Raw genomic sequence first — 13,351 nt, 5'->3', positions numbered from 1 at the left:
AGCGCTATGACCGTGGTGAGCGATGATGTGACGACTTTACCCGAAGGGTAGTTGGGTGAACCCATCCGGGCCGGGCTGTGCGAGGCTCCAACTGCGCCTGCGGTCCTGCGGACTACACCCCACCCATCCCTTGCGCGAGCCAGAGGAAAAAGCCGGGCGACGAATCAATAGCGGCTGCAACGAGCAGTGGGCCGATAATGCCTGAAAGAGCGAATAAAGAACAAGAGGGAAAAAATCAGAATCCATGCCAAGCCCAGCGGCATAAAGCGCAATAATTGACATTTTAATTTATAAATTATTGAAACATTAATACTGAATTTTGCGTTTAAATAGTATAAGTAGAACGCGACAAGTCAGCTTATTACGTCATGAAAGCCGTCACTTCTTCCGCTCCCCGTACCGACGTTTACGAAATCATTACCAACCGCATTATCCTGGCGCTGGAAAACGGCGTGACCCCGTGGAAAAAGCCGTGGAACGCGGCCCACGGCGCGCCCCGCAACTACCGTAGCAAGCACGCTTATCAGGGCATCAATGCCCTGTTGCTGGGGATGCTGGAGGTTGAGCAGCCGTACTTCCTCACGTACAACCAAGCCAAAGAGCTGGGCGGACAGGTGCGCCGGGGCGAGAAAGGCATGCCAGTTGTTTTCTTCACCGTGACCAAGAAGGACGACGACACCGGAAAAGAGCAGAAAAAGGCCTTTTTGAAGTATTCAACCGTTTTCAACGTGGCGCAGATTGACGGGGTAGCGTGGAAATTTCCCGAACTCCCCAGCCGCGAGCACACGCCCGAGCAGGCCGCCGAGCAGGTGCTGGCTGGCTACGTGGGCGGCCCCCGCGTGCTGCACAACGGCAGCGAAGCCCTGTACCGGACTAGTACCGACACGGTGACCATGCCCGCGGCCAGCGACTTCCACACGGCCGAAGATTATTACCATACCCTGTTTCACGAGCTGACCCACTCCACCGGCCACGCCAAGCGGCTCGACCGGGCCACGCTCACCGAGGTGGCCGCGTTTGGCAGCGAAACCTACGCCAAAGAAGAACTGGTGGCTGAGCTGGGAGCCTCATTCCTGAGCAATGCGGCCGGGCTGGACCTGACCCGCACCGAGCCCAGCAGCGCCAGCTATATCGCCAACTGGCTGCAAGCCCTGCGCAACGACAAGCAGCTGATTATCTCGGCGGCCAGTCAGGGCCAGAAAGCCGCCAACCACATCCTGGGCATCGTGCCCAGCTACGAAGCGGAGGAAGCCTCCGGCGCCGAAGCTACGCCGCAGTAAGGCCAACCCCCGCCCGCCGGAGCTATTCTGTCGGGTGGGGGGTAGGCGGGCAACAAAATGAAATGGCAATTGCAAAAACGGCAATTGCTAAAGAGGTACAAAACCTTTTTCAACAAGGCCCTACTTTGCCGTGTTAAGGTCACGGTTGACGGGGTCAATCAGTAGCCGGCCCCTTCCACCTGCAGCGGTGCGCTAGCAATGCCGCGTACCAGAAGGAAGGAAACCCTCAGGGCAACGCTCAGTTAACATGAATGCAGCTTCTCTGTACCAGAATATTGAGGCTAAAATTGGCCTGATTGCGGCTGATTTTGAGGTGATTGCCGCCCGTTTTACTCCCCGTGCCATCCCACGCCAGGCGCTGCTGACGGTGGAAAGCGAGAAGAACGACAAGATGTTCTTTGTCGAGAAAGGGCTGTTGTTTTCCTTCAAAACGCTGGTTGACGGCGAGCGGCAGGTGATTCAGTTTGCAAAAGAGCACTACTGGATGGCGGACCTGTGTAGCTTTTTTTCGGGCTCCCCGGCGCTGTTTTCCATCCAGGCCCTGGAGAAATGCGAGCTCTGGGAAATCACTAAACGCGATTTCAACCTGGTGTGCCAGCAGTTTCCCGCCATGGGAACATTTTTCCGCTTGAATTTCCAGACCTCCTACGTCAATACGCTGATTCGCTTGTCGGATGCGTATTCTACCGATGCGGAACAGCGCTACGTCCACCTGATGGAAACCCAGCCGGATTTGTTGCAGCGGGTGCCGCAGTACCTGATTGCCTCCTATCTGGGAATTCTGCCCTCTTCGCTGAGCCGAATCAGAAGCAGAGCGTAGCCGGTGATGCGGCTACCAACCGCGCAATAGCCGGACGGGATTATTGCGCAATTTCTTGGCCTAGGCGAATCAGTTGGGAAGGGGGAAGCGTGAAGCTTTGCACCGTCAATCTCCCACACCTCCATAACCCAACTGCCATGAGCAACAAAGAACTAGTGAAAACCGCCATGACGGCCCTGTTCGCCAACCGCGACCTGTCGGCCATCGAAAAGTACTGGGGCACCGAGTACATCCAGCACAATCCCCACATCGCCAGCGGGCACGAAGCGGTACGAAACATTGTCGCCGGCTTGGGGTCCGACTTCAAGTACGAGCCGGGGCTGGTACTGGAAGACGGTGAGTTTGTGGTTATCCACGGCCGCTACACCGGTTGGGGTCCCAAGCCCATGCTGGCCGCCGACTACTTCCGGGTGAAAGACGGCAAGCTGGTCGAGCACTGGGACGTGATGCAGGAAGAGGTGCCGCGCGAGCAGACGGCCGCCAAAACGGCCATGTTCCCGATTGAGTAGTCGACCGCACGAGCCCTCCAGCCAGCGCCGCTGCCTGACCTGCCGGTCGCTTGGAAGCCCGTTGCCGTTGGCAACGGGCTTTCTTGGGAAGGCCCCTGCCTGCCTAGCCGGAATCAAGCCAGAAACCGTCTCTGTTGACTCGTCGGCGCTCGTCGAATTTTCTACAAACTCCATCCCTTCCCGTTGCCATGCTGACCCTTCCTGCCCTCAAAAACCTGGCCGATAGCCTGCCCGAACAGGACGTGCCGATGCCCGTGCTCTTCATCGGGCACGGTTCGCCAATGAACGCCATCGAGGACAACGAGTTTTCCGAGCGCTGGCGCCGCCTAGGCCAGGAAATCCCGACCCCGAAAGCCGTGCTGTGCGTCTCGGCGCATTGGCTCACGCGCGGCACCTATGTCACGGCCATGAACTGGCCCCGCACCATCCACGACTTCGGGGGCTTCCCACGAGCGTTGTTCGACGTACAGTACCCGGCCCCCGGAGCGCCCGAGCTGGCCCGCGAGCTGCAGGCGGCGCTGGCCCCCGCCCCCGTGGGCCTCGACCACGACTGGGGCTTAGACCACGGCACCTGGAGCGTCGTCCGGCAGATGTACCCGCAAGCCACTATCCCCGTGCTGCAAGTAAGCCTGGACTACACGCAGCCCGCCGCGTGGCACTACGCCCTGGGTCAGCAACTGGCCGGGCTGCGCAAAAAAGGCGTGCTCGTCATCGGCTCGGGCAACATGGTGCACAACCTGCGCCTGCTGGCACTGCCACCGAATGGCAATCCCAACGGGGCCTACGGCCACGACTGGGCCCTGGAGATGAACGACGTATTCAAGCACAAAATTCTGTCCGGTGACCACCAGGCGCTAATTCACTACGAGCGCCTAGGCCCGGCCGCCACGCTCGCTGTACCGTCGCTGGATCGGCCGCCACGCTCGCTGTACCGTCGCTGGATCATTACTTCCCGCTGCTCTACGCCCTGGCGCTACAAGCTAAAAACGAAGCGCCTCTGCTGTTCAACGACAAAGTCGTGGCCGGCTCGCTGACCATGACCTCGGTCAAATTCGGGTAAGCGGCTATCCAACTACGCGGCCCTGCTGCGCTTGTCAAAGCCTATCTACCCCACCTCTAGTGTTCCTAGTAAAGCGGTCGTTTTGCGCGCTGCCCCGCCCGGAATTCAGGTCAACCCATTTTGGTCGACCAACTCGCTCTACGTTGTTTTCCGTTACTGTCCTAGTGTGCGCCCGTTTTCCCCAATAAACCAGCTAACCACCTACGCTCAACACCTGCAGATCCTGGCCGTGTTTTACCTGCCCCGTGTGCTAATGGCGGTCCCAGCCCTGGTCAGTGGGTGGTGGCTGATTGGCCGCGCCAGCCAGCTAGTGGGCTACGGCCCACCTTGATGTGTTGCGGAGTTCTTTTCTGCGCAGCCTAGTCAACCTCGTGCTGAAGGGACTGCTGCTGGTTTCGGTGGCCGACCTGGTGGGGGTTGAAACCACTTCGTTCGTGGCCGTGCTGGGCGGGGCTGGCGGTGGGGCTGGCGTTGCAGGGTACGCTGACCAATTTCGCGGGCGGGGTGCTTATTAGGGTGGAGCAGAAAACTCCGCTAAGGAATTCGGTTCTGCTAGTTCCTGATTGGCCCCTCGCTGCTACCAGCCCCTTGTCGTTCTTTTACGGCATGGAGGAGCTACTGCACCCTCGACATCCCCTGGATAAGTACCACCAGTTGCAACTAGACTTTCTGGCGGCGCTGCCGGAAGCACTCCGGGCCGAGCGCGCCCCTGCTGTTTCGGTTAGGCAACGCCAGCTACCGCTACCAGCAGCAGGCTGAGGGCGAGGTGGCGGAGAATGATTTTCATCATTGGCTCGCAGGCTTACCCGAGAAGATGCGGCTAGCCATGGAACGCGAGGGCTTCGAAGCGAGCAAGCACAGCGTGCCGCGGCGGCGGCCGCGCTCGAACGCCGCGACCTGGGGTATGATGCGTTCCTACAAGCCATCCTCTCCCCCGAGGACTGGGCCTATCAACAGGAATTGGCACAGTCATCAGCACCCAGGTAGTAACTCAGCTACGGGAAAAGGATAACGTTCGACGACTGATTTTTAGTGGTGAACTAAGCGTTTGGGCAAAAGTTTCGTGATAAGAACGGCCCCTCTTCCGGCGTATTTATACCTTATTGGCAGCATTCAACCTGCCTGACTTCCGATTCGGAGGTTTTTCTCTAGTTGTTTAACAACTCCCAGAAGTAGCTAGTGAGGGAAAGCTAGCGTTGAAGAGAGGCGCTAGACCGCGCTTTGCGTAGCGAATGCCTCAGTGGGAAACTTTTACCATCGGGTTCAGTTTAATGCAACTGCCCGTGCACCTACTTCTACCTTGTCTATACCTTCTGCTGCATTGTTCTACTACCGAAACCCTCTGGGCAGTATCCTCTACGACCCTGCGGGATTTGTAGTGCTGAACTGGACGGATGCCTTGTTAACGCCGGCTGAATTACAGTCCCTCTACTCGCACACCCTGCAGGCGCTCCGACATCACGGCACCTGCAAGCTACTCACCAACCAGATAGCTCGTCAACCCTTGTCGCCAGCGGAACAGAAGTGGATAATCGAGCAGTGGGTTCCGCAGGCTATAGCTGAATGTGCGTACAGCCATTGCGCCATTGTGGAAAGTACCCAAGCGGAGGGGCACCTCGCGGCGCGGGCCGTGGGGGAGGGGGTAGCGCATCACCCACTCGAGTTCCGGTATTTCCAGCAGGAAAGCGAAGCGCGGCAGTGGCTCGAAAACACATAAACTGGTCGAAAGAAGCGGGAAGTAGCGCACCTCCTTCGGTCAATTCCTGCGTTGTCTGCCGACCGATGCAGTGCCGGGCGTTTAGCCGCCTGGCTCGTTCGAGCCAGGCGGGAGCCTTTGGCCACCACGGGTTTTAAGCAACACGTTCCAACTGCTTTACCTCGACTGGGGGAGCAGGCCGCTGTGGGCGCAACAAGTATCCCGCATCATTCTTCTGCGGTAGCGCATCTGCGGGAAGCTCGGCGATGGGCTGGCTGGGCGTCAACGGCTTCGTCTGCGCCTGCCAGCGGGCGATGTCCTGGGTCGAGTAGGGAGTCCAGACCCCTTCGCGGTAGAAAGCCAGGCAGACGCCCAGTAAGCCAAATAAGACACACAAACCCATTAGAGGCGGCAGCGTAGAAAGTGAGTAGCGGTTGCGCCTTGTACCCCAGGCTCAGCGAAAAAGTTCAGACTTTTGCCCCAGCCATTTGCCGGCTTTACTTGGCTACAAGCTTCCACTTTAGCTTTCGTATCATGACCTGGCTGAATGGTATATTGAGTCTACTCGCGCTGAAATCCAGCTTATTGGCCGTGCTGTCTCACCGGCGCCATCAGATCTTGCTGCGCAAGTACGCCGCCTTACAGCGGCGCTACACGCAGGCCGAAGCCCAGCTCACGAACTTATGGGGACGTAAAAGCCTGTAGCCAGTTCCCAACCGGGACTCAAAGCGGCGGGTTTCGTCCTTGCCAATTTTATTTCAATTGGATACTCGCTCCCACAAATGCGTCATTACCTGCTACTGGGTAGTGGTCACACGGTGCGCGTCTACCTTCCCGATGCTCCAGCCCCAGCGGAAGAAGAACCCCGAGCAGCAGTACCAGAGATTTAGCTAAGACCTGAAAGAACGCTTACGGTAGATGCCGAGCGCACTACTGAAGCCGGAAGCGCTGCATAGGCGAAAAAGCAAAAGGTTTGGCAGTCCCTTATGAGAACTGGTCGCTAAGCAGGCTGTGCAGGTCAAGCAGGCGGCGTTCCACTTGAGCCAGCAGGTCTCCCGGCACGGGGATTTGGATGCCGTACCGGGTAAAGAGGTAGCGCACCAGGGCCGTAAGCTCCCGCAACTCCCCTTTGAGCAAGGCGTGCAGCTGCTCCCACTGTTCAGCGTGGGTGAGGCGTACGGCGAGGGCTTGACTGACTAGTGCCGCCAAGTGGTCGAGCACTTGCTGCTCCTCCGCGCTGAACGGACGAGGCTGGCGGTCGATAATGCAGAGCGTGCCCAAGGGCTGCTGGTCGGGCAGGCGCAGGAGTGCCCCGGCGTAAAAGCGCAGCTCGTTTCTTTCAGCCGCGTGGATGGCTTCGGGGGTAAGCGTGCTGCTGGTTTCCAGCAGCAGGTCGTGGTAAACCACGGCGTGAGCTTTTTGAATAGCTGAGGAGCATAAGGCTTCCACGCGGCGCTGGCGCTTATGGGCAGGCAGGCCTCGGTTGGCAGGGTAAAGCACTTGCTCTTCCTCGACTACGGCAATCAGGGAAATGGGCAGGCTAAAGACTTGCGCGGTGAGGGCCACGAACTCCTCGAATACCGGCTCGATGAGCAGCGGCAATACGTCGTAGGCGCGCAAACTGCGCAGTAGTTCGGGCTCATCGGCGGGCAGCAAAGAAGCAGGAGTGGTGAACATGAATCAAGTGGCGACGGGCAGTGCGTAGTGCAAACGTACCGCAGCGATTCCTGTTCTGACGGCCAAGCACCCGTTAGTTCACTGGTTCATCCTACTAAATGCCAAGCGCGCTTCAGCACGCTGGTGCGCGCCCATCTTGGAGGGGGAACCTAACGCAGGAGGCCAGTTAACGCCCATGCCGAATCCTTTTGGAGCTGCTTCAAAGCCAAACTTCTTAATTCTACTCGTTAATACGACTCCACTGCCACTTGTACGTAACGGCCACGATTGCTAGCCTGCGGGAACTCCGACAGTAGCCATTACTTAGTTTTCTCGTTTTTCAGCAGGCAGCAAGAGGTGCATCAACTTGGCTTCCAGCGCATCGCCGTGCAGATTCCGGGCAATGACCCTGCCATTCGGGTCCAGTAGAAAATTAAGGGGCAGTCCCTTCACCCCGTACAAATCGGCGACGGCGTTGTCAGTGTGGTTAATATCCGCGACCTGGGGCCAGGTTAAGTTATCGGCGCGAATGGCGGCCAGCCATTGTGCCCGGGCCGTGGGCTCTTCCACCGAGATGCTTAAAATAGTAAAGCGCTGATTTTTGAACCGGGCAAAAAGCTGAACCAGGCGCTGGTTTTCCTGGCGACTGGCGCTAAAGGACGCGCCCCAGAAATCCAGCAGCACGTACCGACCCCTCAACGAGGACAGCCGCACCACCGCGCCGCTGGTATCGGTCAGCGCAAAATCGGTGGCCACGCTTCCCAGCGCCACGTGCTTCATGCTGGCAATCTGCGCTCCCAGGACTTTGCCGTCTTCACTCGCCCGCAGGGCGGGTGGTAAAGCGTTGAAAATGGGAGCTACCTCTGCGTAATCAGTGTAATAAGCCAGCTGCGTAATAAGCGTTAAATTGAGAAAGGAGACCGGGTGCGCCTGGATAAATTCTTTTCTGATGCGGATGGCCCGCGCTACCACCTGCTGGTTCAGCGCATCGAGCTCTTTCTTAAAAGCGGTCGATTCTCGCTGGGCTGGGGTCGCGGCCAGGGTCCGGGCGGCAATGGCGGCCCGCGCCGCCGCCACCGGCTTGAGGGCCTGATTATAGGCCGCATTTTCCCGGTTAGTTGGGGTACCCCCGATGGTGGCTGTTCCAAGCGAATCTGCGTCATTGGCTAGGTGAATGACGCCAGGCTCCATAAAAAACGACTGCCGGTCGCTAGCCTTTTGCAGGGAGGTACCCGCCTTATCCAGCCGCAAAGTAGCCGGTGTGATGGCCTTAATCTTTCCGCGGAACTCAAAGAAGCCGTTGCGGATGGTTGCGGAGTCCACAATTTCCCGCCCGGCCTGGCGGTACTCCAGATAGACCTTGGCGGGCGAAGAAACATGGCCGATTTGACCCATTATCCGGAAATCCGTCGACTGCGCCAGGGCTACAGCCGGCAACAGGGTGAGTACTACTAGGCCTATTTTTTTCATGAATAGAGGGGTATGGTGCTCGGGCTAATGAGGTGGGCAGGTAAGTGACCCGGCGAATCCAATCGCCCGCTGCTCGCGGGCGGTTGGATTCGCCGGGTCTGGGGTCTAAAGGCAGCTATTTTTTCAGCTTTTCCATGAATACCCAAAAGGCGGGCAGCAACTCTTCAAACACGGGGTGGCGGCGGTTTTGCAACATTACCTCGCTGAACAGCTTCAGCCCGACGGCCAAGGCGGCAGCCTGCTGCGGATCGTTAAACGGGTTTTTTTCCTGCAGGCGGCGCACAATGCCGAGGATTTCATCGTGGTTGTCCACCTCCAGCTGCAGCGGGCTGGCGGTGGCTGCCAGCCCGCTGGCCAGCGTGAGCAGCTCGACCGTCACCCGGTACCGGTTGGCACGTTTTGCCATAGCGTTAGGGGGTAAGAGCGCTTAAAACGCTTCGGCGGCCCCAGCAGCAGCGTTCCAGAACAGGCCGCTGCCGGGATTCGTCACGAGGCCCTGGTAGATGCCCTCGGCGGCCTGCGCCGGCGTCAGCGGGGCCTGGTCGCCGCCCAGCTTGGTTTGCACCCAGCCGGGATGCATGGGCATCACCTGAATGCGGCGCTCGGCCAGGCGTGTGGCCAGCATGGCCGCGTACATGTTGATGGCGGCTTTGGAGAGGCGGTATCCCGGCCCGTTGGGTGCCGCGTTGCGGGGCAGCCCCATGTTGCTGGAGATGAAGACGACCTGTGCCCCCTCGTTGAGCTGCGGCAGCAGGGGCTCGGTGAAGAACACGGGGCCCGTGATGTTGGTGGCCAGGGTTTGGGTGAAGGCAGTGCGCTCGGGCGTGATTGCAAACACGTCGGGGGCCGCGCCGGCGTTGTTTACCAACAGGTCCACGCCCTTGGTGAGCGTGGCAATGCGGGCAACAGCCTGCGCGATGCTAGCTTCGTCAGTTGCTTCCAGGGCAATGACGTGGAGCCGGGGGTGGGCCAGGCCGGGCACCGTACCCGACCGGGTAGTGCCGATGACCTGGTAGCCTTCGACCAGGAGCTTCTGGGTTAGGGCCTGGCCGATGCCGCTGCTGATGCCGGTGACCACGGCAGTTTTAAATGGTACAGTCATGATACTTGCTTGCGGTAAAAAGAGGGTTTGCTCAGCCTTGGACCAGCGCCGCGCTGCTTTGCTGGAGCAGGCTGTACCAGTCTTCGAGGTGCCAGGTATGGGTCAGCTTCCCGTCTTTGAGGTAGTGGAACTCGTGCAGGGCGATAGCAACGCGCCGGCCTGAGGCCGGGATACCCATGATGTCGTGCTGGTGCGTGAAGGCGATTTCGGCCCGTACGCCGGCCCGCTCGTGGGTGCCGAAGATTTCGTGGATGTTGATTTCCACGTCGGGCAGTAGGCTGACGAACTGGCGAAGGATGTTCTTTAGTCCCTCGGGACCCGGTACCTGCCCCGGGCCCAGGGGAATATCCTGCCAGTCGGGGGCGCACACCTCGTCCAGCAATTCGGGCTGCTGGCGCTTCCAGGCGCCGTAAAATAATTCGATGGCCTGTCGTTCCTGGCTCGTCAGGGCAGTAGCTGGTTCGGGCAATTCAGTGGGTGTCGTCATGTTAGTAACTGGGGGGGTGATGGCTGACTTTTTCCTTTTATTCAGCCGGACAAAGGTCCGCCCCCCACCAGGGCGGCTGTGGTGAGGTTTTAAGGGGTTTTGGTTGGTTTTTAAGTATTTGACGAAGCTACTGCTAACCCCTCCCCGCCAGTGCCAGGCACCCAGCCCCGCTTGCTGCCTGCCGCAGCGACTATTCCTGCCAAGCAGGCTGGTGACACCTCGGGGTCACCTTAAAGGAGCGTCGCAAAAAAAGCCTTGATATCGGCGGCCAGCAGCTCGGGCTGTTCCAGGGCGGCGAAGTGGCCGCCGGCGGGCATCAGCGTCCAGCGCTGCACATTGAATCCCTTCTCCACGTAGGCCCGCGGCGGGGTTGGCAGCTCTTTCGGGAACTTAGCAAACGCGACCGGCACCCGCACGTAGTCGTCCTTGCCGAAAACCAGCGGCTGCCGGCCATTTTCCTTGTAGATGGCCATGGACGAATAAATGGTTTGCGTAATCCAGTAAAGGGTCACGTTGGCCAGCAGCTCGTCCTTCGTGAATGGCAGGCGGCCGTCGGGGCGCCTATCACTCCAGGAGTAGAATTTTTCGACTATCCAGGCGCACAGCCCCACGGGCGAGTCGTTCAGCCCGTAGGTGGCCGTCAGGGGCTTGGTGCCGTGCAGGGCCCCGTACGCACCCTCGCGGGCCGACCAGTCCGCCACGGTCTGCTGAAAGGCTCGCACCTCCGGGGTTAGCTCTTCGCCGGGCGGCAGGGAGGGTTGATAAGAGCCGGAAATAAAGTTGAGGTGCAGCCCGATGACGCTGGCCGGGTACTTGAGCGCAAGCCAGATGCTGACGCCCGCCCCCACATCCCCGCCCTGGGCCCCGTAGCGCGGGTAGCCCAGCCGCTGCATCAACTGGTGCCACAACTCTGCCACTACCGCCGAGGTGCAGCCCGGGGCCGGGCTCGCCGCCGAATAGCCAAACCCTACCAGGGAAGGAATCACCACGTCGAAGGAAACCGGTCCGGCCGCCGTGAGCAGGGGAATAAGCTGGAGCAGCTCCAAAAAGGAGCCGGCCCAGCCGTGGGTGAGCAGCAGCGGCACCCTGGCCTTTCACATGCACGAAATGGATGCGGAGGCCTTCAATTTTCGTCGTAAAGTTGGGGTAGGCGTTGCTCTCCGCTTCTACCCGGCGCCAGTCGAAGTCACGGGCCCAGTAAGCCACGAGCTCCTGCAAAAACTCCCGGTTGGTGCCGTACTTCCAGCCCGTCCCGGCCAGCGCGGCGGGCCAGCGCGTGTGGGCGAGGCGGGCTTTGAGGTTACGCAGGATGGCGTCGGGGGCGTGCGCCACGAACGGCAGGACCGGGGCGGATGGGTCACGGGAAGCGGGCATACTTGCAGGGCTGAGAAGGGGGGTAAGCGTGAGGACGCCGGCGAAGAGCAGGCCACTTTGCTTTACGGCCTCGCGCCTGGTTATCTGATTCTCAAGCATATTACATTTAAGAAAGAGCCTGCCAGCTTGCGAGGCTACGCGGTAGCTGCCCGCCACTGAGCAGGAAGCGATCCCGGGTAAGCCGCTCGCGTGAGCCCTCGGCCCGCGGCGTTGCGGGTGGGTTGGGCGATTGGGAATTGTCCGCCCCGGGAGCGGGCCCGGGAAACGGTGGTAGGGAAGAGCGACTTACTGCCCAATCCAGGCCTGGCGCAAGGCCAGCTGGGCCGGAGTCGGGTGGGCGGTTAGCCGGATGGTGTGGGTCGCCGGGTCGTATTCCAGGCCGACTTTGGCCAGGGTTTCGCGGAGCGGCAGCGACCGGCCATCCTCCAGGTAGTCGCGGAAGAAGGCCCGCATGCTGGGGTAGGTGAGCTGCGTCAGCACGTCGAACAGCTGCGTATCCCGGAAGGGCTGGTGGGGCCCGTAGCGGTGCAGCAGGTGCTGGGTCAGCTCCTGGGTGCCCAGCCTGCCCCCCGAGAGCTCGCGCAGTCGAATGTCGAGGCAGAGGTTGAACAAGGCGCCTTTGAGGTAGAAGTTAAAGAACTGGTCCTGACGGGTCGCAACCTGCCGGCTCAGCCGCGTGAGGGCCAGCGTATCGTTAAACTTGCTCATAGCCTGGGCTTTCGCTTCCAGCACCTTTATAAATTCTGGCAGCGTTTCGAGCTTTTCGCGGATGGGCATGTGAATGGTTTCGTACTCGGTCAGGCCTTCGTAGAGCCACAGGTGCTCGGAGAAGGCCGGGTGGCGAAAGTCGTAATGCTCAATTTCCTCGGAGTGCATGTGGAGCGGCGTAACCGTGTGAAAGAACTCATGGGCGGCGATGCCGCGCACAAACTCGTTTAGGTCCCCTACGCCGGGCGATTCCAGCAGGCACAGCGTGGAATGACTGTGCTCCAGCCCGTCACTGACCGAGCGGTCGGCCGCGCCCTGCGTCCGGTGGTAGAGGAGAAACGCATACTTTTCTACCGGCAGCGTGCCGCCCAGGTATGCCTGCTGGGCTTCGAGCATGGTGCGCAGCGAGCGGGCCACCGCCGGCGCGTAGGGCGGTTGATGGACTCCGGCGTAGAGCGCTACCAGCACCCGGGTTTTGCCCAGCCGCAGCCAGGCCGTATCGGGGCGGGCGTAGAGCACGGGGGCGTCTACTAATTCGCGGTAGGTGGGGGCCCGCACCCGGTCGATGGTGTCGTTAAGCGCCTCGGGCGTCAGGTAGGAAGCCCCGTACAAGCCCAGGGGCTTGGTGAATCGCACCTGGTAGGAGCGGGCCGGCTGGCCTTCGAGGTAGCCCACAAAGGTGTTGTAGTTGAGCACGAACGCACTGTCCGGGTGGTAGGAGCTGCCCGCCGAGCGGTAAAATACCGGCCGCTGGCCTTTGCCCGTGCGAAATTCCGCCCAGGTTGGGGCGACGGAGTAGGTGAGGTGGTGCAGCCGGCGGGTCTCGGCAATCGTCCAGGTGTTGGTATCCTGCCGTACCACCGTCAGCGGCCGGTTCTGTCGGTCAAAGGCCACCACGTCCCGCACGTACTGCCCGAAGTTCTGCACCCCGTAAATGCCGGGCACTACTTTGGGAATGACGAAGACTGCCGGCCCGGCCTGCACGGAGGGAACGGTCACGCGCACCCGGAGCCGCTGCTGGTCCAGGTAGCGCAGGTCTACCTCGTAGCGGTAACTGCCCGTTGCTCCCGGCCCCGGGGAAAGCGGAGAGGCGATTTTACAGGCCACCAGGCCCAGCAGCAGGGCGATGCTCGCTCTTCTCATGTAGTACTGGCTTAGCAGGTTGGCAATAGTAAGGTAGTCAGGTGTT

Annotated in this window: 14 protein-coding genes and 1 pseudogene; 7 read left to right on the top strand and 8 right to left on the bottom strand. The window is 60.2% G+C overall.

Annotated features, from left to right (window positions below):
* Window positions 1-368: 368 nt before the first annotated feature.
* The 7 genes from J4D99_RS20365 to J4D99_RS20335 all read left to right on the top strand — a co-directional run bounded on the left by J4D99_RS20365 (window position 369) and on the right by J4D99_RS20335 (window position 6,070).
* Window positions 369-1,280, top strand: a complete 912-nt coding sequence (locus J4D99_RS20365) for an ArdC family protein (protein WP_208133592.1) — start codon at window positions 369-371, stop codon at window positions 1,278-1,280.
* Between the two features lie 247 nt (window positions 1,281-1,527).
* Window positions 1,528-2,100, top strand: coding sequence for a Crp/Fnr family transcriptional regulator (locus J4D99_RS20360; RefSeq protein WP_208133591.1), 573 nt, complete (start codon window positions 1,528-1,530; stop codon window positions 2,098-2,100).
* A gap of 137 nt (window positions 2,101-2,237) precedes the next feature.
* A complete protein-coding gene (locus J4D99_RS20355) occupies window positions 2,238-2,609 on the top strand; it encodes a nuclear transport factor 2 family protein (RefSeq protein WP_208133590.1) in 372 nt (123 codons plus the stop codon).
* A 188-nt stretch (window positions 2,610-2,797) separates the two neighbouring features.
* A complete protein-coding gene (gene ygiD / locus J4D99_RS20350; protein WP_309509645.1) occupies window positions 2,798-3,643 on the top strand; it encodes a 4,5-DOPA-extradiol-dioxygenase in 846 nt (281 codons plus the stop codon).
* Window positions 3,644-4,001: 358 nt separating this feature from the next.
* A complete protein-coding gene (locus tag J4D99_RS20345) occupies window positions 4,002-4,184 on the top strand; it encodes a hypothetical protein (RefSeq protein WP_208133589.1) in 183 nt (60 codons plus the stop codon).
* Window positions 4,185-4,969: 785 nt separating this feature from the next.
* On the top strand, window positions 4,970-5,386 hold the full coding sequence (locus tag J4D99_RS20340; protein WP_208133588.1) for an STAS/SEC14 domain-containing protein: 417 nt from the start codon (window positions 4,970-4,972) through the stop codon (window positions 5,384-5,386).
* Between the two features lie 513 nt (window positions 5,387-5,899).
* Window positions 5,900-6,070 carry a hypothetical protein gene (locus J4D99_RS20335; RefSeq protein WP_208133587.1) on the top strand — a complete coding sequence of 57 codons (171 nt, stop codon included), beginning with the start codon at window positions 5,900-5,902 and terminating at the stop codon, window positions 6,068-6,070.
* A gap of 279 nt (window positions 6,071-6,349) precedes the next feature.
* Here J4D99_RS20335 and J4D99_RS20330 read toward each other — a convergent pair whose 3' ends face one another.
* The 8 genes and pseudogenes from J4D99_RS20330 to J4D99_RS20295 form a co-directional block, all read right to left on the bottom strand.
* Complete coding sequence (locus tag J4D99_RS20330; protein ID WP_208133586.1) at window positions 6,350-7,042, bottom strand: GAF domain-containing protein; 693 nt, start codon at window positions 7,040-7,042, stop codon at window positions 6,350-6,352.
* A 303-nt stretch (window positions 7,043-7,345) separates the two neighbouring features.
* On the bottom strand, window positions 7,346-8,491 hold the full coding sequence (locus tag J4D99_RS20325; protein WP_208133585.1) for a TlpA disulfide reductase family protein: 1,146 nt from the start codon (window positions 8,489-8,491) through the stop codon (window positions 7,346-7,348).
* A 115-nt stretch (window positions 8,492-8,606) separates the two neighbouring features.
* On the bottom strand, window positions 8,607-8,897 hold the full coding sequence (locus J4D99_RS20320; protein ID WP_208133584.1) for a DUF3861 domain-containing protein: 291 nt from the start codon (window positions 8,895-8,897) through the stop codon (window positions 8,607-8,609).
* Window positions 8,898-8,918: 21 nt separating this feature from the next.
* On the bottom strand, window positions 8,919-9,593 hold the full coding sequence (locus tag J4D99_RS20315; RefSeq protein ID WP_208133583.1) for an SDR family NAD(P)-dependent oxidoreductase: 675 nt from the start codon (window positions 9,591-9,593) through the stop codon (window positions 8,919-8,921).
* Between the two features lie 31 nt (window positions 9,594-9,624).
* Window positions 9,625-10,080, bottom strand: a complete 456-nt coding sequence (locus J4D99_RS20310; RefSeq protein ID WP_208133582.1) for an ester cyclase — start codon at window positions 10,078-10,080, stop codon at window positions 9,625-9,627.
* 230 nt (window positions 10,081-10,310) lie between these two features.
* Window positions 10,311-11,165, bottom strand: a complete 855-nt coding sequence (locus J4D99_RS21935; RefSeq protein ID WP_309509644.1) for an alpha/beta fold hydrolase — start codon at window positions 11,163-11,165, stop codon at window positions 10,311-10,313.
* A 49-nt stretch (window positions 11,166-11,214) separates the two neighbouring features.
* A pseudogene (locus J4D99_RS22285) lies at window positions 11,215-11,454 on the bottom strand (epoxide hydrolase N-terminal domain-containing protein); the annotation flags it as partial.
* A 285-nt stretch (window positions 11,455-11,739) separates the two neighbouring features.
* Window positions 11,740-13,305 (bottom strand): M61 family metallopeptidase, encoded by a 1,566-nt coding sequence (locus J4D99_RS20295; protein WP_208133579.1) that lies wholly within the window; start codon window positions 13,303-13,305, stop codon window positions 11,740-11,742.
* Window positions 13,306-13,351 lie beyond the last annotated feature (46 nt).

Source organism: Hymenobacter sp. BT559 (assembly GCF_017571525.1).
Classification (GTDB): domain Bacteria; phylum Bacteroidota; class Bacteroidia; order Cytophagales; family Hymenobacteraceae; genus Hymenobacter; species Hymenobacter ginsengisoli.
Note: the sequence above shows the minus strand (reverse complement) of the source record. Positions and strands in the feature narration are given on the sequence as shown.

Coding starts and splice junctions, on each gene's coding strand:
- J4D99_RS20360 (WP_208133591.1), top strand. CDS start 1,528: ATGAATGCAGCTTCTCTGTACCAGAATATTGAGGCTAAAATTGGCCTG.
- J4D99_RS20320 (WP_208133584.1), bottom strand. CDS start 8,897: ATGGCAAAACGTGCCAACCGGTACCGGGTGACGGTCGAGCTGCTCACG.
- J4D99_RS20325 (WP_208133585.1), bottom strand. CDS start 8,491: ATGAAAAAAATAGGCCTAGTAGTACTCACCCTGTTGCCGGCTGTAGCC.
- J4D99_RS20355 (WP_208133590.1), top strand. CDS start 2,238: ATGAGCAACAAAGAACTAGTGAAAACCGCCATGACGGCCCTGTTCGCC.
- J4D99_RS20330 (WP_208133586.1), bottom strand. CDS start 7,042: ATGTTCACCACTCCTGCTTCTTTGCTGCCCGCCGATGAGCCCGAACTA.
- J4D99_RS20310 (WP_208133582.1), bottom strand. CDS start 10,080: ATGACGACACCCACTGAATTGCCCGAACCAGCTACTGCCCTGACGAGC.
- J4D99_RS20335 (WP_208133587.1), top strand. CDS start 5,900: ATGACCTGGCTGAATGGTATATTGAGTCTACTCGCGCTGAAATCCAGC.
- J4D99_RS20295 (WP_208133579.1), bottom strand. CDS start 13,305: ATGAGAAGAGCGAGCATCGCCCTGCTGCTGGGCCTGGTGGCCTGTAAA.
- J4D99_RS20315 (WP_208133583.1), bottom strand. CDS start 9,593: ATGACTGTACCATTTAAAACTGCCGTGGTCACCGGCATCAGCAGCGGC.
- ygiD (WP_309509645.1), top strand. CDS start 2,798: ATGCTGACCCTTCCTGCCCTCAAAAACCTGGCCGATAGCCTGCCCGAA.
- J4D99_RS20365 (WP_208133592.1), top strand. CDS start 369: ATGAAAGCCGTCACTTCTTCCGCTCCCCGTACCGACGTTTACGAAATC.